Here is an 18,747-nt window from a genome sequence, read left to right on the forward strand (position 1 = left end):
TCCTGCCACGCTGCAATTCGCCTTTCTATGCGAGGAACAAGCGGTACACCGGGTTCTGCGTCTCTTCCCAGTACGGGTAACCAAGCGTCGTGAGAAAGTGTTCGAACTCGCTGTTCTCGCTCTCCGGCACCTGAATGCCCACCAGAATCGAACTGTAGTCCGCACCCTGGTTGCGATAGTGGAACAGGCTGATATTCCAGTTCGGCGCCATCGACGACAGAAACTTCATCAACGCGCCCGGACGCTCCGGAAACTCGAAACGGAACAGACGTTCGTCATGCGCCAGCGGCGAGCGGCCGCCGACCATATAGCGGATGTGCTGCTTCGACAGTTCATCGAAAGTCAGATCGACGGTGGCAAAACCATGCGCTTCAAATGCACCCGCGATCTGCGCCGATTCGCTGCGATTGCGGATCTGCACGCCGACGAAGATATGAGCTGAATTCGCGTCCGCAATCCGGTAGTTGAACTCGGTGACGCTGCGCGTGCCCACCAGTTCGCAGAAGCGGCGGAAACTGCCGCGCTCTTCCGGAATCGTCACGGCGAACACCGCTTCACGTGCTTCACCCACCTCAGCACGCTCGGCCACGAAACGCATGCGGTCGAAGTTCATGTTCGCGCCGGACGTGATTGCAATCAGCGTCTGGTCCTCGATGCCTTCACGCTCGGCGTACTGCTTGGCCCCGGCCACGGCCAGCGCGCCGGCCGGCTCCAGCACGCTGCGGGTGTCCTGGAACACGTCCTTGATCGCGGCGCACAGCGCATCGGTGTTCACGAGCAGCACGTCGTCGAGATATTCGCGGCACAGGCGGAAGGTTTCCTCGCCTACCAGTTTCACTGCCGTACCGTCCGAGAACAAACCCACTTCATTCAGCGTCACCCGTTCGCCGGCTTTCAAGGAAGCGGCCATCGCGCACGAGTCGTCGGTCTGTACGCCGATCACCTTGATCTCCGGGCGCACCGATTTCACGTACGCGGCCACGCCCGCGGCGAGTCCACCACCGCCGATCGGCACGAAGATCGCGTGAATCGGGCCCTGATGCTGGCTGAGAATTTCCATCGCGACCGTGCCCTGGCCGGCGATCACGTACGGATCGTCGAACGGGTGGACGAACGTCAGGCCGCGTTCTTCCTGCAGCTTCACGGCATGTCCATACGCGTCGCTATAGGATTCGCCGAACTGCACGACTTCGACCGTCGCGCCGCCATGCGCGCGTACCGCATCGACTTTCACCTGCGGGGTCGTGACGGGCACCACGATGATCGCCTTCACGCCCATCCGGGCCGCCGACAACGCCACTCCCTGCGCATGATTGCCCGCCGACGCGGTAATGACACCCCGTTCCAGCGCGTCCGCCGGAATATGCGCCATCTTGTTGTACGCGCCGCGCACCTTGAATGAGAACACCGGTTGGTTGTCCTCACGCTTCAGATAAACCGGATTGCGCAGCCGTGCCGACAGATTCGGCGCGCGTTCGAGTTCGGTCTCACGGGCCACGTCGTAGACGCGCGCGGTCAGGGTTTTCTTCAGGTAGTCGTGGCGCAAGGCAACGCTATCAGCGGCTTCGGCGACCCGATTGAGTTCGTGTAACGGCAAGGCATGCTCCTGTGCGGCAAGGACAAATCATCAAAGAGATCACCAGGAGGCAGGCAGAAAGCGGACATAAAAAAACCCGCCTCGTGGGGCGGGTTTTTGTCACTGCGTATCAGACGCGCGCTAACCCACCATTCGATGAATGGTGCTAATAATCAGCGCAATACGGATGTCGAGGCAGTTCATGCGTTCGATCTTCGTTGACTTGACGGGCTTTGTCAATCCCTGTTCGTTACATCGGGCAGCGTGGTCCAGAGGCCGCGCGAGGGCGGCCGCGCCGCGCAGCATCCTTAATTACGCACGCCGCTTTGCTTCCTGAAAGCGTCCAGAATGCGACGCTCCAGCGCGTTGTAGTCGCGGCCGAAGTGATGGTCGCCCGACGTACGAATCACCTCGACGCCGGTGCTGGCCAACGCCGGACACAAGGTGTCCTTCTCGTCTTCACCGTAGAAGCACTGCACGATCGTGGGCGGTACGCGTGCAAATTCCGGCTGCACCTTCAAGGCTTTGTCGCTCGCCGGCATACCGAGCCAACCGCCCACGCGAATCTGGAAATCGGCGTCGGGCGCGAAACCGAGCAACGCAATCAGCGACACTTTCGCGCGCAGCGCTTCAGGCAGGCGGTTATAGGCGAACGGCATCACATCGGCGCCGAACGAATAGCCGACGAGCGCAATATGCTCCGCATGCCAGCGCGCGCCATAAGTCTGCATCACGCGCGCGAGATCGCGACTCGTCTGCGCCGGAGTCTTTTCGCTCCAGAAGTAACGGAGGCTGTCGATGCCGATCACCGACACACCGTCTTTCTGCAAGGCGAGCGAGATGGTCTTGTCGAGATCGCGCCAGCCGCCGTCGCCGGAAATCACGATCGCCATGAGGCCGTTCGGATGCGCTGCGGGCAATTCGATCAGCGGCAGATCGGAGACGTCGTCGTCATTCGTCGACGCTGTCTGCAAATGCGGCGCGACCATGGCAACAAGCCGCGTGCGATCGCCGTTGCCAGGGGTCGCCTTTTCGACGAAGCCCGGCACCTTGTCGCGGATGATCGTCGGGTCCGGCGGGCACGGTTGGAAGCGCGAATCCAGCGTGCGCTCCGCATCGACCGAGACCGCGCCGGCAACCGTATTCGACGGCGCCTGTTCGAGCACATGCATCGCCAGCGTCGCGCCCTGCCCCGTACCCGCGACGATCGGCGCGAAATAGCGGCTCGATTGCGATTGCCGTTCGAGTTGATGGCTCAAGGCTTCAGCGTCGCCCACCAGTTGATGGCAGGCTTCCTTCTTCTCGCTCAGATTGGCCGCATAGCGCGCCGTATCCACGCCGACGGTCAACGCCCCGGCCTTGGCCAGCGCATCGGCGGTTTGCTGGTCGGCGGCACTCCAGCCGCTAGCTGCGGAGTAAAGCACCACGAAACCACGCAAGGGACCGGCCGGCTGCGTCACCGTCACGTCGCCATAACGGCCGCCGGACACGGTGGTGGTTGCGGCCAAAGCGGCCGCGCTGCCAACAACAAGGCCCGCCGCCACGGCGAGCCTGAAAAACGGATGCAATGTCATGAACGCCGGCCTCCTGCCAGCAATGACAGGTCCGCGAGCGTGAAGAACACGCCCACCGAACCTGACGCCGCGAGATAGCGCGGCTCCCAATGCGGCTGGAACTTGCTCTTGAAAGCACGCAGTCCGCGGAAGTTATAGAAGCGGCCGCCGAAGCGCCACACGATGCCCGCCAGCCGATGCCAGCGCGACGCGAGCGGTGTCGGCTGCATGCCGGAGAGCGGCGCAATGCCGAGACTGAGCGAGCGGAACCCCGCCTGCTTCAGATGCAGCGCCAGCTGGGTGAACAGATATTCCATCGCATACGGCGACGCGCTTTCCACGTGCCGCATCACGCCGACCGTCGCTTCGGTGTTCATATCGGTCGTCATGAAAGTCACGAACGCGGCCGGCTCGCCGTTCTGGCGCACCAGCATCACGGATTGCGCCGCAAGGTATTCGTCGGTAAACGCCGCCACCGAGAAGCTCTTTTCGCGCGCGTCACGGCTATCGAGCCAGCCGTCGGAAATCTCGCGCAACGTCTCGAGCGACGCCGGCACATCGGTCTGATCGATCACTTCGACGGTAAAGCCGTCACGCTCGCCACGCTTGAGCGCATAGCGCAGATGCGCGCGATGCGAGCCCTTCAGGTCGAAATCGTCGAGCACCACGTGGGCTTCTTCGCCGAGCTTCATCAGCGTGAGGCCGGCATCGAGATAAAGCGGCAAGGCATTGGCGCGCACCTGATAAAACGCGGCGCGGCCGCCGTGCGCATGCGCAAGCGCGACGAACTTGCTGATCAGGCCTGCCCACTCCTCGCGCGCTCCAACCGGATCGTGAAGCGCGGCCCACGTGCGGCCATTTTTTGCGTACATCAGGAAAGCTTCGCGCGATTCGGAAAAGAGGAAGCTCTTGTCGCCCATCAGCGCGAGGCCCGCGTCGCTGCGCTCCTGGGCACGCACGATGCGCGCCGCGTCCTGCAGATCCTGCGGAGCGGGCATGACGAAACGGCCTGCCGCGGGGCGCAGCAACTGCCAGAAGGAAAAAGTGGCGGCGAACAGGCTGGCGGCCAGGGTTGCGCGCAACGCACGCGGTGCACGTTCGTCGAAAGCGAATTGCCACCACAGGTCGCGCGTGTACGGCACGTCGCGGAACGCAAACAGCATCACCCACACGGCAAGCGCGAGCACCATCGCCACCGACACCAGCCAGCCCGCCGTAAAGCGCTCGGCAAACAGCGACGAATGACGGTTGAAACGGCGGCGCGTGGACAACAGCAGCGCGATCAGCATGCCAAGCACGCTCGCTTCCACGAACGCGAGACCTTTGGTGAGCGAGAGCGCGAGGCTCAGCACCGCCAGCAGCAAGGTCATCCACCACGCGGCATCCAGACGCCGCAGCAAACCGCGCGCGACGAACAACAGCAGCACGCCGAGCACGCTGCACAGCATCTGCGAGCTTTCGAGCACCCACAGCGGCAGCACGTCGCGCAGAATCCGGATGCGCTGCCAGAACGCGGGGGTCGCGCTGGAAATCACCAGCATGCCGCCCACGACGAAAGTCACGAGGCTCAGGAACAGCGGTGCGAGTTTGTAGGCGCCTGCCGCGTGCCGCAGCGGCAGGCGGCTTTTCAGCGCACGGCCTTCGAAGCCGGCGAGCAGCGCGGCCGAAACGATCAGCGGCACGCCGAAGTAAATCGCGCGATAAGCGAGCAGCGCGGCGACCATCTGATGCGTTTGCACGCTGCCGTTCAGCGTGAACACCATCGCGGCTTCGAACACGCCGACACCGCCGGGGGTGTGGCCGATCATGCCAAGCAGCATCGCGGCGGCATAGACGGTGATGAAGGTCACGAAGCTGACGTCCGCGTGCGGCAGCAGCGCCCACAGCGCGAGACCCGCAGCCACCACGTCGAGCACGGCGAGGGCCACTTGCGCGAGCAGATCGCGGCGCGCCGGGATATCGAATGACAGCCACTGCCAGCGCGTGCGGATCGGACGCGTGTCGCGACGGCAGGCCGCGGCCCCGAGTCCGAGCACGACGAGCAGCGCCGCGCCACCCCAGCGCAGCGTGAGCGGCGGCAGATGCAGCATCGTCGCCAACGAGTCGGCGAGGCACACCATGCCGAGCGCCGTCATCAGCACCAGCGCGAGCGCCAGCGACACGCTCGTGAACACGGTCATGCGGCCGATTTGTGCCGGCGTGACGTTCGACACCCCGTAGACGCGCACGCGCACGGCGCCGCCCGTCAGCGCCCCGAAGCCGGTCGCATTGCCGAGCGCGGAGCCCGCGGTCGCGCCAATCCACAATGCCGCGCGCGGCACCGCCACACCGAGGTAGCGCAAACCGACCGCGTCCCGCCCGATTAGCGCGATATAGCTGAGCGTGGTCGCGCCGAGCGCCGCGGCCCACTCACCTGCCGTCAGGTGACGCAGCTGGCGCATGATCGAACGATAGTCGACCACTTGTGAAAGATGTTGCAAGACGAGCAGCAGCAGCCCGCAAATAACGAGTGCGAGCACGGGCGAGAGAATGCTCCGCTTGCCAAGCGTCTTCGATATACGGTCGAACATCGCGCCTGGCTGGTCGAATTTATAGTTATATCGGTGGAACATGGTCAATGCGGACCTTCGAGAGCTGTCGTGGCGACGGGTCGTCTGTCACGGCGTCGCCTTACTTTGGCGATTACAAATGGATAACGGCAAAGTGTTGAAAAGGTTGACAGTGTCAGCCAATGCCAGTGAATTCGTCGGGTTTTAACCTGGGCCGGTCATTGAGGCGGAACGCACTTCACCGCATGACGGAGCGTATGGCAGAGCGATATGGCCGATAAAACGGTCGATATTGCCGATTGGCTTGGCGTGCTGATGAGGACCGCTGTGCTCGACAAGGGGATGGATTTTAAACGCTTATGGAAGATCGCGAGACAAAGATTCGACGTGGCGTCGATATCGCTCGATCGCGCACCGTTTTAAAGGCTGATTCGCTCCATCAAGATTTTCGCGTCGCGTGCCGTAATCGAGATCAATAGCACGGCGCAATGTTGGTTTTCGCGGCGGAAATGGTGGCAACTGAAGGAGAACGATGATGGCAGATCAGGATTGGGTGATGGCCGGTGTGTACCTGGTCGGGTTGGTATCGATGGCGCTTCTGATGAGCGCGTTGTCCGCGCGAGCGACCAGAATGCAGCGCGTGGTTGCGTCGCGTATCAGGAAGTAACGCACGGGCTCGGCGCGTGCCGGCAATCCAGAGGTAGCCCTCCAGCGTCCTGAAGCGGTTTGGTGCTCTAATCGATGACGATGCATCGATTCCGAAGCACGCTTCCCTCAGGACAGGAGACATGGATTGACGAACGAACAACAGCTGGAACGCTGGCTCGCACGCGAGCAGGAAGTATTGGCGACGCTTAACGCCGGCCCGGGCCCCGGCGTCGCAAGCCCCGAACAGGTGGCGGGCAAGACCGGTCTGGAAGTCATGCAGGCGATGATGAACGCAGAACTGCCCTACGCCGCGATTGCACGCACGCTCGACTTTACGATCGTCGAAGTCAGTGCCGGGCAAGCGGTCTTTCAGGGTACCCCGCTCGAGCAGCATCTGAATCCACTGGGCACCGTGCACGGCGGCTGGATCGCCACCCTGCTCGATTCGGCGCTAGGCTGCTCGGTGCATACGATGATGGCGCCGGGCCGCGGCTACACCACCGCCGAGCTGAGCGTGAATTACGTGAAAGCCGTCACGCCGCGCGTGCAACGCGTGCGCGCCGAAGGCAAGGTGATTCATTGCGGACGGCAACTGGCCACGGCGGAAGCTCGCCTCGTCGGCCCCGACGGCACGCTCTACGCGCATGCCACGACGACCTGTCTGGTGTTCGAGATCCCGAGCCGCTAAACGATACGGTTACGATCAAAACCGCCGGTTGCTTGCCACGGTCGGTGACCTGGCGGCAGTCCGGCTATGCAAGCGCCCGTGCTGACACTGGCGCGTCGCGATGCTTACTGCGGACGGCGATGCGCTTCAGCGATCACAGCGCAGTTTTGCAAATGCAGGTTCAGCGCATGCAGAGCCAGTGCGCGGAGCTTGCCCAGAAACGTGTTAGCGGCGGGTGCAGTGCGGACAGCGGCGTTGGAAGCGGTGTTCATGGTGGACTCCTGTATAGGGTTTATACCTAGGCAATAACCCGATTATAGTCCTCTCGTGCCGCACCGCAACAAATATCAATAATCTCGCAGGCATGTTGTGCGACGGTCACATCCGCGATCCTCGCAATCTCGAAAAGGGTCGGCATCAGGCGCTCCACTATTAACCATCCGCACCGTACAGGTGCAATAATGTCGCCTTTGCCTGCGGCCTTCCGCCGCAGATCGCCCGCCCCTCCATGACCGTCGTTCAGAAAGCCCTGATTGCGCCCCTTATCGTCGCATGTGCGATGTTCATGGAAAGCGTCGATGCGAATGTGATCGTCACCGCCTTGCCGGTCATGGCGCGCGACTTCGGGCGCGATCCGGTCACACTGAAAATCGCGGTGACGAGCTATGTGCTCGGTCTCGGCGTGTTTATCCCGGTGTGCGGCTGGCTCGCGGACCGTTTTGGTGCGCGCACGATTTTCCGCACCGCGATCGGCATCTTCGTGACCGGCTCACTCCTGTGCGCCGCGTCGAACTCGCTGCCCACCTTCACCCTCGCCCGTTTCGTGCAAGGCGTCGGCGGCGCGATGATGGTGCCGGTCGGGCGGATCATCATCTTTCGGGTGGTGCACAAGTCCGACTTCATCCGCGCGATGAACTATCTGAGCGTCCCGGCGCTGCTCGGACCGGCGGCCGGACCGCTGCTCGGCGGCTTCATCACCACCTATCTGCACTGGCGCCTGATCTTCTTCATCAATGTGCCGATCGGCATTCTCGGTATCTATCTGACCAACCGGTATATCGCCAACACGCGCGAACCGGATCCGGGACCGCTCGACTGGATCGGTTTTTTTCTGTCGGCGGCCGGCGCTGTGCTGCTTCTGCTCGGACTGTCGCTGGTCGGCGGCGAACTCATGTCGAATCGGGACGCGTTCGGCATGTGTGCGAGCGGCGCGGCTCTGCTGGTGGTCTACGTCGCGTACGCCCAGCGCGTCAAAATGCCCTTGCTCGATCTGCGCTTCTTCAAGGTGCCGACTTTTCAGGCGAGCGTGCTCGGCGGCTCACTGTTTCGCATCGGCCTCGGTGCGTTGCCCTTTCTGCTGCCGCTGATGCTGCAGGAAGGACACGGCATGAGCGCGTTCGAATCCGGCCTGATTACCTGTGCGTCCGCGTTCGGCGGCATGTTCATGCGTACGTTCGCCTCGCGCGTGCTGCATCGCTTCGGCTTCCGTTCGGTGCTGGTGGTCAACGCGGCGCTGTCAGGCATTGCGATCGCGGCGTGCGGACTGTTTTTCCCCGGCACGCCGACCTGGACCATCTGGTTCGTGGTGTTGCTGGGCGGCTTCTTCCCCGCGCTGCAATTCACGAGTCTCAACTCGCTGACTTACGCGGAAATCGCCAGTCGCGACGTAGGGCGCGCCACGAGTCTCGGCAGCGTCGTGCAGCAGATGTCGCTCGGCCTGGGCGTGACGGTGGGCGGTATCGTGCTGCAGATTTCACGCGTCCTGCACGGACATCCGGGCATCATGTGGTCGGATTTCTGGCCCGCGTTTCTGGTGGTCGGCCTGTGCTCATTCGCGTCGATTCCGGTCACGCTGCGCATGCCGCATCGCGCGGGTGAAGAGATCTCGCGAGGCGGTCGAGGCTAACGCCTGCGTTTATCCCCCGCGTCTATCCCGTCGCCCACGCGAGGAGCGTGTCGCCGAAGCCATCGCGTGCGCGCGTCACCGTGCGCGCGCTCGTGATCACGCGCGGTGCGGCGCTCCATGCGATGCTGGCCCCCGTCTCGATCAACCGGTCGACAAGCGCGACGTCTTCACGGCACGTGAGCGGTGGAAAGCCACCGGCTCGTCGATACGCCTCGGCTGAGACGCCGAGATTGGCGCCATGCACGTGGCGATGACCGTCCGCGTCCACATAGGTCTTGCGAAAATATTCGCGCACGCTATGCGGATGAGCGGTCCAGTCGTCGACGGCAATCGAGCCGCACACCGCGTCCGTGCCGAGCGACAACTGCGCGACCAGCCAGCCTGGTGACACGCGGCTGTCGGCGTCGGTGAAGGCTAGCCAGCGAGCGCCGTCCGCCAGCAGGTAGTCGGCGCCCGCCGCACGCGCGATACCGACATTGCGCGCCTTTAGCGTCAACGTCTCGACGCCATAAGCACGCACGATCGCCTCCGAAAAATCGCTGCAAGCGTCGAGCACGACGACAAGCCGCACGACCTCGTCAGCCAGATCCGCGTGTCGCGCTGCTTCGATCAACGCGGCAAGACAAGGCGCCAGCAACGCCTCTTCGTTATGCGCCGGAACGATTACGCCGATCATAGAAGCCCCTCGCGCTGTGCGACCGAACGTGCGTCGCGCGACCAGACGTCGATCAACAGATCGGCTTCGTCGTGATGCGCGAGACGTGATAGACCACAACGCGCATCGAACAACGCGTGCGCGGTATCGGCATTCTCCAGCGCCTCAGTAAACGGACGGCGCCAGTGGCAAGCGAGCAGCGTGCCGTCTGGCGTGAGCGACGCAGCGATGCGCGCGGCCAGCATTTCAAGGTCGGCGGCATCAAGGTAATAGGCAAATTCGCTGATGACGATCAGGTCGAACGGTGCCGTTGCGGTCGGCCATTCGTGCGGAACCGTGCACTGTTCGACGCGAACCTGCCGCATACCGGCAACACGTTCGCGTGCAAGACGCACCGCTGTTTCGTGCAGATCGGCGGCGAGCAGCCCATCACAGCGGGTCGCGAGTTCGGCCGTCAGTTCCCCGTTCGCACAGCCCGGCTCGAACGCGTTGCGATAACGCGGACGCGGCAACAGCGCTAGCGTGAGCGAACGCTTGCGGCGCTCGTACCAGCCCTGGCGCAACTTCCACGGGTCGTCGCTGCCTTTGTAGAGTTCGTCGAAGTACACCATAGAGGTCATGTCAGCGGCCCTCCATGCATCGCGTCAGAGCGTCCACGGCGCACCTCCGTCTGCAGCGTTGGCGTCGAACTTTGTCTTGGCGGTCAACTCGCCGAGCGCGGCAAGATCGCGTTCGGCGTGGCTCTGCCTCAGGAACACCGGCAGGTCCGCCAGCGCGCGGGCGAAGCGCGCATCGCGGCACAACGGACCCGCGCCGAGCGTGCGCGTGGCGTGACACATCACAGCTGTCGCCGCTTCTTCAACGACGAGGCGTGCGCGCATGACCTCACGCTGCGAGTCGGCTTGTGGGTTCGCGTCGATATGGGCGGCAGTTTCGCGCAGCACCGCTGCGGCGCCGGCCAACGCGACATCGACCGCGCCGAGGTGGGCGAGCCGATGTGCGTCGACACGTTGCGTGGACGCTTCGCGCAACGTCCGGCCGATCTGCGTGGCGGCGCCGTACCAGCACGCGGCAATGCCGGCGCCGCCGTGCCAGAAGCCCGGCCGGCGCACGTATGCATGGGCCGCGCCCACGCGTGTGGCCGGTGTCTGATCGAAGGTGACGTCAGCGCTAGCGGTTGCCTGCATGCCGATCGCCTGCCACTTCGATGTGTCGATCGAAATCGAGTCGTGATCCATCGCGACGGCCGCCAGCACGGGTTCATCGTCGAGCCAAACGGTGACGAGCGCGTGACTGACTACACCCGCGCCCGAACACCAGGCTTTTGTGCCACTCAGATACAGTTGCCCGGCGTCGTCTGTACGAGCCTCGCGATTGCTGGCCTTCACGCGCGCGTCAGGCGGCTCCGCGGCCCACACCCCCCAGCGGCTGCCCAGAAGCGGCGCGGGTCCGTGCAACTCGGCGAGAATCGCCAGCGCATCGGTATGCCCTTCGAACAGTTTGACCAGACCAAGATCGCACGCCGCAACCGCAGCCAGGGTACGCCAGCGCACCAGAGTCTGCCCGTGCCCGGGCAACGGCGCGAAGGGCAAACGGTCGTAGCCTCGCCGGATCAATGCGCGCAAAACATCGCCCAGTGCGGCAGGGTCGCTCGCATCGAAATGCCTGTCATGCAGAAAATTGTCGAGCGGCTCGGCAGAACGCGCAGCGTCCTCCCCCGCGAGTACCGCATGAGGATCACGAGTGCGGGTTCTGCTGATTTTTTCCGGCTGCCGCGCACTCACGCCGGCCGTATGATCACGCGTATCGAGCATCGCGCCTCCCTGAATCTGTTCGATCTGTGCGCACGGACTTTTGCTAGCCGCAGCGCGTGCAGACCGACAGCAAGCGGCGTGCCGCAGGCGTCTGACACCTGGGACACGCCGCAATATTTCAGGGCTTATAGCGCGCTAAGGACAGCGCACCGCGCACTCGTATGAGGAAGCGCGCATTGACGGCTAGCCGGGACCGCGCGGCCGGCGCCGCGTTTCCGCCTGCTCCAGCACCTCCTCGAATAGCGCGAGTTCCACCGGCTTGACGAGGTGGGCGTGAAATCCAGCTGATTGGGTCCGTTCGCGATCGCTTGCGTGACCGAAGCCGGTCATGGCGGCGAAGACCGTGTCGGACAGCGTGGGCATTGCGCGCAATGCCTCGAGCGTCGCGTAACCATCCATTTTTGGCATCGCAAGGTCGATCAAGGCAAGGTGGGGCACGAGGCGCGGCGCAACAGCGAGCGCCTGCGGGCCGTCGTAGGCAATGCGGACTTCGTGGCCTTTGAGTTCGAGCAGCATGGCGAGGCTGTCGGCGGAGTCGCGATTGTCGTCCACCAGCAGAATACGCAACGGTGACACCGCGTTTCCCGCCATGTCGGCCTGATCGGCCTGCTCTGCGGGCAGCGCTGCGGCAAACGGCAAACTGAGCGTGAACGAGCTGCCGCACCCCGCGCCCTCGCTGCTCGCGATGATGCTTCCGCCATGCAATTCGACCAGCGATTTGCACAGTGTGAGGCCGATGCCGAGGCCACCTTCGCCGAGGCTTTGCCCTTCCTTTTCCTGCGCGAACAGCTCGAAGATCGCATCGAGCGAACGTGCCGGAATGCCGCGGCCATGATCGCGCACCTCCAGCACGGCCATCTGATGATCGACCCGTCCGAAGATCTCGATGCGGCTGCCAGGCGGCGAGAACTTCGACGCGTTATGCAGCAGGTTTTGCAGCACCTGCACGAGCCGCGTTGTATCACCGTGCACGATCAGCGGCTCGACCGGCATATGCGTCCCCACACTCTGCTCCCGTGAGTCAGTAAACGGTCGTGCCGCTTCGATCGCACGCGCGACCACTTCGGCCAGATCGACGCGCGCGAGGCGCAACTCGACCTTGTCCGACATGATGCGGCCGACGTCGAGCAGATCGTCGACGAGACGCGTGAGGTGCGTGACCTGGCGGTCGATCAGATCGCGCGAGCGTGCCAGCGTTGGACTCACGCCCGCTTCGAGTTGCATCACGCCAATCGCGTTACGCACCGGCGCAAGCGGATTGCGCAACTCGTGCGCGAGGGTCGCGAGAAACTTGCGCATGCGCTCGCTGGAGCGCGCCAGTTCTTCGCGCTCACGGCGCTCGGTCAGATCGCGTGTGACTTTCGCGAAACCACGCAGCCGGTTCGATTCGTCATACACAGCGGTGATGTTGACGTTGGCCCAGAAGGTCGTGCCGTCCTTGCGCACGCGCCAGCCCTCGTCTTCGACCTGACCGAGCTGCCTCGCGATCGCCAGTTCGCGCGCGGGTTTGCCGGCCGCGGCTTCTTCGCGCGTGTAGAAGTTCGAGAAATGCTGGCCGATGATTTCGTCGCGCGTATAGCCTTTGATGCGCGCGGCGCCTGCGTTCCAGCTCACCACATAGCCGTCCGGATCGAGCATGAAAATCGCGTAGTCTTTCACGTTGTCGACCAATAGACGGAAGCGCTCCTCGCTCTGTCGCAACGCCTCCACAAACGCGCGCTGGGTGGTCAGATCGCGGGTAATCTTGGCGAAGCCGGTCAGCACACCCGACTCGTTGCGCACCGCCGTAATGACCACGTTGCACCAAAAGGTCGTACCGTCTTTGCGAACCCGCCAGCCTTCGTCCTCGAAGCGGCCAGTCAGCGCGGCCTGCTGCAACTCGTAAGCGGGCCAGCCGCGCGCCACGGCTTCCGCAGGGTAGAAACGCGAGAAGTGTTCGCCGATGATTTCGTGCGCCGCGTAGCCCTTCAGTTTTTGCGCGCCGGCATTCCAGCTGACGATATATCCCTTCGGATCCAGCAGGAAGATTGCGTAGTCTTCGATCGATTGGACCAGCGACCAGTAATCGACCTCAGCCGGCGCGTTCGCACGAAGCACGGGCGGCTCGTCAGCGGTCTCGCCGTTGTCTCCTGCGGGGTGGACGTCGGTCTTGTTCATGGTGAAAAGCGTCTATTTGTATGTTCAGGCAGCATACACTGGCTCACCTCCATGTTTGGGGTATTGCCCACTCATTGTCCAACGTCGTTGACCAACGTTAGTGGGCTGAATCAGACGACGACCACGTCAGACGACGACCACGCCGCGGAACCCCGACCCTCAATGCCCCCCGGCGCCAGCCGCCGCGGCCGCGCTCGCCTTGTCCGGTTTCGTTAACCAGATCAATGGAATGATCACCACGAAAATCACGGCGGAAAGCCAGAAAATATCGTTCAGACCGAGCATCGCAGCCTGTGCGTTCATCGACTGTTCGAAGAACGCCATCGCCTGAGAAGCGCTTCCGCCCAGCGCCGCTTGCGCGGCGTCCAGCGCGGAAGTGAACGTCGGATTGTTCACACTTGTCTGCTCGGCCAGCTGCGCATGATGCAAGATCGTGCGGTCATTCCAACCCGTAGTAGCAAGCGACGTTCCCGCTGCCCCCGCAAACACCCGCGCAAAGTTCGACAATCCCGCGGCGGCCGGAATCTTGTCGGGGGTGAGGCCGGAAAGAATGATCGCCGTCAGCGGCACAAAGAACAATGCGGTCGGAATACCTTGCAGCAGAGTCGGTAAAACCAGGGTCCACGTATCCACGCCCGTCGTGTAATGCGAGCGCATGAAAAACACGCCGGCGAACCCGAGAAACGCCAACGTTGCCAACACTCGCGCATCCGACTTCGGCATGATCTTCGCCATTACCGGAGCAAGAATTACAGCAAAAACGCCAAGCGGCGCGGTAGCCAGACCGGCGTCCACCGACCGGTAACTCAGATACTCCTGCATCCACTGCGGCAACAGAACAAGGTTGGAGAAGAACACCGCGTACGCCACCGAAATCGCAATCGTGCCGCCCAGAAAATTACGCCCTCCAAACAATCGCAAGTCGATGATCGGATTCTTTTCGGTCAACTCCCAGATCAGAAAGAACAGAAAACTGATCGCCGCGAATACGGTCAGCGCGACAATCACGGGCGAATTGAACCAGTCGAGGTCCTTGCCCTTGTCGAGCATGATCTGCAGCGAGCCCACCCATGCGATCAGCGAGAGCAGCCCTATCTTGTCGATCGGCAAGCGCTTGGTCGGGGTTTCGCGCGTGCGGTAGATCGCCCAGGTCACGCCTGCTGCAAAGAGGCCTACCGGAATATTGATGTAGAAGATCCATGACCACGAGTAGCTATCGGTAATCCAGCCGCCGAGCGCCGGACCGGCGATGGGGCCGACCGTCGCCGTCATGGCCCACAACGCCAAAGCGTGCGAGCTCTTTTCCCGCGGATACGAGCCGAGCAGAATCGCTTGCGACAGCGGAATCAACGGACCCGCCACCGCACCCTGCACGATCCGCGCCGCGAGCAGTACCGGCAGCGTCGGCGCTATGCCGCACAACCATGACGAGAGGACGAACAACAGAATTGCCCACACGAACAGTTTGATTTGCCCGACGCGCTGCGTGAGCCAGCCCGTTAACGGAATCGCAATCGCGTTGGCCGCGGCGAACAGCGTAATCACCCACGTCCCCTCGTCCACCGACACACCAAGATTGCCCGCAATGGTCGGAATCGCGACGTTCGCGATCGATGAATCAAGCACGTTCATAAACGTGGCCAATGCCACGGCAAGCGTCGCCAGCACGAGCTTGCCGCCGGTCAGAGGCGGGAGCGCTGCGGCGTTGGGCGATCCATTCATTTCGTCACCTATCGAAGAAGGCTAATGTCTGACTTGTCAGCTAATTGGTTAAAAAAACGGGCGTCGGGAGATCGCCCGTTCAACCTGCTATCCGTGCTGCGTTCTTTGGTGTCGCGCTTGCCGCTACAGCACGTGCCGATGGCATGTTCTGCGCGATGATCCTGGCGATTTCGGCGTCGGCGTCGGCGCCGTACTGGGCGAACACGTCCGTGCGATACGTGGTGTTGATTGCCGCGCCCAGTTGGGTGCCCGACTCGTCGCGCGTTTCGACATCGACTTGCATCGACAGGCCGATCCGCAGCGGATGCGCGTTGAGTTCGTTCTGGTCGAGCTGGATTCGCGCCGGGAGACGCTGGACGACTTTGATCCAGTTGCCGGTCGCGTTCTGCGCTGGCAACACGGCGAATGCTGCGCCCGTACCCGCCGAGAAACCGACCACGTGGCCGTGATACTTGACGCTTGACCCATATACATCGGCGGTCAGCGTGACTGGCTGGCCAATGCGCATGTGTTTCAACTGGCCTTCCTTGAAGTTCGCATCGACCCACACACCGTCGAGCGGCACGATCGCCATCAGCGGCGTGCCCGGCGCCACGCGTTGACCGACCTGCACCGAGCGGCGCGCCACATAGCCCGTGACCGGCGCGGGCAACGTGTTGCGCGCGTAACTCAGGTACGCGTCGCGCACTTTCGAGGCGGCGGCCTGCACGTTCGGATGCAGTTCGACCGACGTGCGGTCGGTCAGCGCGTGGTTAGCTGCGGCCTGCTGACGAGCGGCGTCGAGCGCGGCTTGTGCGGAGCTCACGGCGTCGCGCGCATGGGCGATGTCCTCACCGGATACCGCGCCCGTTTCGGCAACGGCCTGGCGGCGCTTGAGGTCGTCTTCGGCGCGCGCGAGATCGGACTGACGTTGCGCGACGGTCGCGGCGTAGAAATCGTTGTTCACGTAGAGGCCGCTGACCTGTCTCACGGTCTGGCCGAGCGTCGCTTCGGCGTTCGACAGCGCGACTTTCGCATCGGCGTTATCGAGCGTCACGACCGGTGCGCCCTGCTTGACGATCTGCGTGTCGTCGGCGTTCACCGCCACCACGGTGCCGCTCACTTGCGGCGTTAGCTGGACGAGATTGCCGTTGACGTAGGCATCGTCGGTCGACTGGTGGTACTGGCCGTTCGTGATGTAGTAGGCGCCGTAACCCGCGCCGGCCAACACGACGGTGGCGGCCAGCAAGGCAAGCAGCAGCTTGCGCTTCGCAGGCGCCCGCACCTGCTGGGGCTGGTCCGCGTCCGCCGTCTCGCGGTTGGTGGTGATCGTATCGCTCATTTTGTGGGTCCTGACAGAAAGTGAAAGCGTCGCGATGGCGTCTTAGCGGGTGGCGACGACGGGGTTGGTTTGTACTGCCGAAGTGGCCGACGCGGCCACGCTGCCCTGTGCGCTCGAATCGGCGTTGTCGGTATAGCCGCCGCCCAGTGCAGCAGCCAGCGCAATCTGCTGATCGCGACGGTTCATCTTCAGATTCGCGACCTGCTGGTCGGCAGCGAGCGCCGTGGTGTCGGCATTCAGTACCGTCAGCTGATTCGTAAGACCGGCCTTGTACTGCGTGAGCGCCAATTGATCGGCGCCGCGGGCGGCTTCCTGGGCGGCTTGCGCGTCGCCGAGTTGCTCGTCGGTCGAACGGATTTGCGCGAGTTGCGTCGCGACTTCTGAGAGCGCGGTGACGAGCGTCTGGTTATACGTCGCGACGGCATAGTCGAAGTCGGCATACCGGCCCTTCAGTTGCGCGCGCAACTGACCGCCGTCGAAGATCGGCAGATGGATCGCAGGACCCGCCGATGCCGTGCGGCTCGCTGCGGTCAGGAAGCGGCCGAAGCCAAACGCGTCGAGACCAATCGCGGCGCTCAGATTGATGTCGGGGTAGAACTCGGCCTTGGCTTCCTTCACGTCATGCGTGAGCGCGTCGACGCGCCATCTGGCGGCGACCAGATCCGGACGACGGCTCACCAGGTCGGCAGGCAGGTTGTCCGGCAGACTTACTTCGTCACCGATTCCGAGCGTTGGGCGCGCAATCGCGAGGCCACGGTCCGGGCCGGCGCCAAGCAAGGCGGCCAGTTGATAACGGGTGGTAAGGATGCTGCCGTCGAGCGACGCCAACGTCGCGCGACTCGTGGCGAGGTTCGCTTGCGCCGTCTTGCGCTCGACCTGGGTGTCGAGCCCTGTTGCAATGCGGCCGGCGGTGATGCGGTCGATCTGCTCGCGTTGCGTGACCTCCTGCTGCGCGATGTCGCGTAACGCGTACAGACGGGCCAACTGGTTATAGGCCCGTGCCGTTGCGGACGTCAGCGACAATCTGACGACTTCGGCATCCGCCTCGCTCGCCTGCAGTTGAGACAGCGAGGCCTTGAGCGCCTCGCGATTCTTGCCCCACAAGTCGAGATCATAGGAAGCGGATAACAGGCCCTGGTTCTCCGATTGCCATGAACCGCCATACGGCGGCGGCACCAGCGCCGTGCCCGAATACTGCTGGCGCGTGAACGAATAGGTGGCGCCGACTTTCGGCATCGTGCTGGCCTTCGCCGTGTCGCTATACGCAGCGGCCGCGGCAACGCGTGCCCGGGCCTGTTCAATCGACGGATTGCCCTTCAGCGCTTCCACAAGCAAGGCCTTCAGTTGCGCGTCGCCGAACTGATCCGCCCAATCGGCGGCGGGCCAATGGCCGTGATCCGCGGGGAGGCTTTGTTGCGTCGCGTAGGTCTGCGGCTGCGCCATCTGTTTGTCGCTCGAGATGCCGGCGTAGTTCACGCAAGCCGACAGCGTGGCCGCGAAGATTGCCGTCACGCCTGCCTTCGCGATGCGTGACCTGGCTGCCTGCCTATTTAGCTGCAATATCATTTGCTGACCTGTCAGATATTAGGGTAAAAAAATGGCTGCAATCGTTCGCAGCGCTGTTTGCCTCGTGCTTGCTAGTCTTCGAGAAACTTGTTCAGCAGGCGGCGCAATTCCTCAAATTCGGTTTTGGTGAATTTCCTCAAACGCGCGTTCAGCACCGTCGGCGCAATCCGCGGAAGTTGCTCCGCGACGCCCTCCCCGGTCTTCGTCAACTTCAGGTTGACGACGCGCCGGTCCTCGATGCTGCGCGAGCGCTCCAGCAGACCTTTGGTCTCGAGTTTGTCGAGCATGCGGGTCATCAAACCCGTGTCGATACCGAGATGTTTGGACAATTCGAACGGCGTGGTTGCAACGTCCTGACGCAACGACAGCAGGATGCCCATTTGCTGGCTGGTGATATCCAGATCCTTGAGCGCGGCGTCCATTTCCGTAATCAACACGTTGCGCGCCTTGTTGATGGCGAATCCCACGCTGTTTGTCAAACCGAAACTCTCCGGGGTGTAGTGCTCCATGTGCAGTTCCTCGATGGTTGAAAAGGAATATATCTGCACAGTCAGATACTGTAAAGTGCGAATTTGTGAAAATCAGAATTGTAAATTCGCGGACAAATACGAGG

General features: G+C 63.0%; 16 protein-coding genes. 4 read left to right on the top strand and 12 right to left on the bottom strand.

The features are described from left to right. Positions 1-25: 25 nt before the first annotated feature. The 3 genes from ilvA to mprF all read right to left on the bottom strand — a co-directional run bounded on the left by ilvA (position 26) and on the right by mprF (position 5,699). Positions 26-1,597, bottom strand: coding sequence for a threonine ammonia-lyase, biosynthetic (ilvA, locus tag M0D66_RS30810; RefSeq protein WP_266212449.1), 1,572 nt, complete (start codon positions 1,595-1,597; stop codon positions 26-28). A 287-nt stretch (positions 1,598-1,884) separates the two neighbouring features. Beyond that, on the bottom strand, positions 1,885-3,150 hold the full coding sequence (locus M0D66_RS30815; protein WP_266212450.1) for a virulence factor family protein: 1,266 nt from the start codon (positions 3,148-3,150) through the stop codon (positions 1,885-1,887). Further along, a complete protein-coding gene (gene mprF / locus M0D66_RS30820; RefSeq protein WP_266212466.1) occupies positions 3,147-5,699 on the bottom strand; it encodes a bifunctional lysylphosphatidylglycerol flippase/synthetase MprF in 2,553 nt (850 codons plus the stop codon). The genes M0D66_RS30815 and mprF overlap by 4 nt, the downstream gene beginning before the upstream one ends. A gap of 249 nt (positions 5,700-5,948) precedes the next feature. Here mprF and M0D66_RS30825 point away from each other — a divergent pair, with 249 nt between their 5' ends. From M0D66_RS30825 to M0D66_RS30835, 3 genes are all read left to right on the top strand, one after another. Beyond that, positions 5,949-6,101: a hypothetical protein gene (locus M0D66_RS30825; RefSeq protein WP_211707459.1), complete on the top strand. Its 153-nt coding sequence runs from the start codon at positions 5,949-5,951 to the stop codon at positions 6,099-6,101. A gap of 112 nt (positions 6,102-6,213) precedes the next feature. Beyond that, entirely contained in the window at positions 6,214-6,345 is a 132-nt protein-coding gene (locus M0D66_RS30830; protein WP_266212468.1) for a hypothetical protein, read from the top strand. A 126-nt stretch (positions 6,346-6,471) separates the two neighbouring features. Continuing rightward, positions 6,472-7,014 carry a PaaI family thioesterase gene (locus tag M0D66_RS30835; protein ID WP_200652108.1) on the top strand — a complete coding sequence of 181 codons (543 nt, stop codon included), beginning with the start codon at positions 6,472-6,474 and terminating at the stop codon, positions 7,012-7,014. Between the two features lie 104 nt (positions 7,015-7,118). Here M0D66_RS30835 and M0D66_RS30840 read toward each other — a convergent pair whose 3' ends face one another. Then, a complete protein-coding gene (locus M0D66_RS30840; protein WP_167378516.1) occupies positions 7,119-7,265 on the bottom strand; it encodes a hypothetical protein in 147 nt (48 codons plus the stop codon). A gap of 236 nt (positions 7,266-7,501) precedes the next feature. Here M0D66_RS30840 and M0D66_RS30845 point away from each other — a divergent pair, with 236 nt between their 5' ends. Next, entirely contained in the window at positions 7,502-8,899 is a 1,398-nt protein-coding gene (locus M0D66_RS30845) for an MFS transporter (RefSeq protein ID WP_266212451.1), read from the top strand. A gap of 22 nt (positions 8,900-8,921) precedes the next feature. Here the strand turns inward: M0D66_RS30845 and M0D66_RS30850 are convergent, their stop codons facing one another. The 8 genes from M0D66_RS30850 to M0D66_RS30885 form a co-directional block, all read right to left on the bottom strand. Next, positions 8,922-9,575, bottom strand: a complete 654-nt coding sequence (locus M0D66_RS30850; RefSeq protein ID WP_200652109.1) for a glycosyltransferase family 2 protein — start codon at positions 9,573-9,575, stop codon at positions 8,922-8,924. Next, on the bottom strand, positions 9,572-10,174 hold the full coding sequence (locus M0D66_RS30855; RefSeq protein WP_266212452.1) for a class I SAM-dependent methyltransferase: 603 nt from the start codon (positions 10,172-10,174) through the stop codon (positions 9,572-9,574). Before M0D66_RS30855 ends, M0D66_RS30850 begins: the two co-directional genes overlap by 4 nt. Positions 10,175-10,198: 24 nt before the next feature. Continuing rightward, a complete protein-coding gene (locus M0D66_RS30860; protein ID WP_266212453.1) occupies positions 10,199-11,368 on the bottom strand; it encodes an acyl-CoA dehydrogenase in 1,170 nt (389 codons plus the stop codon). 183 nt (positions 11,369-11,551) lie between these two features. Beyond that, on the bottom strand, positions 11,552-13,525 hold the full coding sequence (locus M0D66_RS30865) for a PAS domain-containing sensor histidine kinase (protein ID WP_266212454.1): 1,974 nt from the start codon (positions 13,523-13,525) through the stop codon (positions 11,552-11,554). A 159-nt stretch (positions 13,526-13,684) separates the two neighbouring features. Next, positions 13,685-15,247, bottom strand: a complete 1,563-nt coding sequence (locus tag M0D66_RS30870; RefSeq protein WP_093644909.1) for a DHA2 family efflux MFS transporter permease subunit — start codon at positions 15,245-15,247, stop codon at positions 13,685-13,687. A 79-nt stretch (positions 15,248-15,326) separates the two neighbouring features. Next, entirely contained in the window at positions 15,327-16,568 is a 1,242-nt protein-coding gene (locus M0D66_RS30875; protein ID WP_200619405.1) for an HlyD family efflux transporter periplasmic adaptor subunit, read from the bottom strand. 42 nt (positions 16,569-16,610) lie between these two features. Beyond that, positions 16,611-18,134, bottom strand: a complete 1,524-nt coding sequence (locus M0D66_RS30880) for an efflux transporter outer membrane subunit (RefSeq protein WP_266212455.1) — start codon at positions 18,132-18,134, stop codon at positions 16,611-16,613. A gap of 71 nt (positions 18,135-18,205) precedes the next feature. Then, on the bottom strand, positions 18,206-18,643 hold the full coding sequence (locus M0D66_RS30885) for a MarR family winged helix-turn-helix transcriptional regulator (protein WP_093644915.1): 438 nt from the start codon (positions 18,641-18,643) through the stop codon (positions 18,206-18,208). Between the last annotated feature and the right edge of the window lie 104 nt (positions 18,644-18,747).

Origin of the sequence: Paraburkholderia sp. SECH2 (assembly GCF_030464795.1) — a bacterium.
GTDB classification, from domain to species: domain Bacteria; phylum Pseudomonadota; class Gammaproteobacteria; order Burkholderiales; family Burkholderiaceae; genus Paraburkholderia; species Paraburkholderia aspalathi.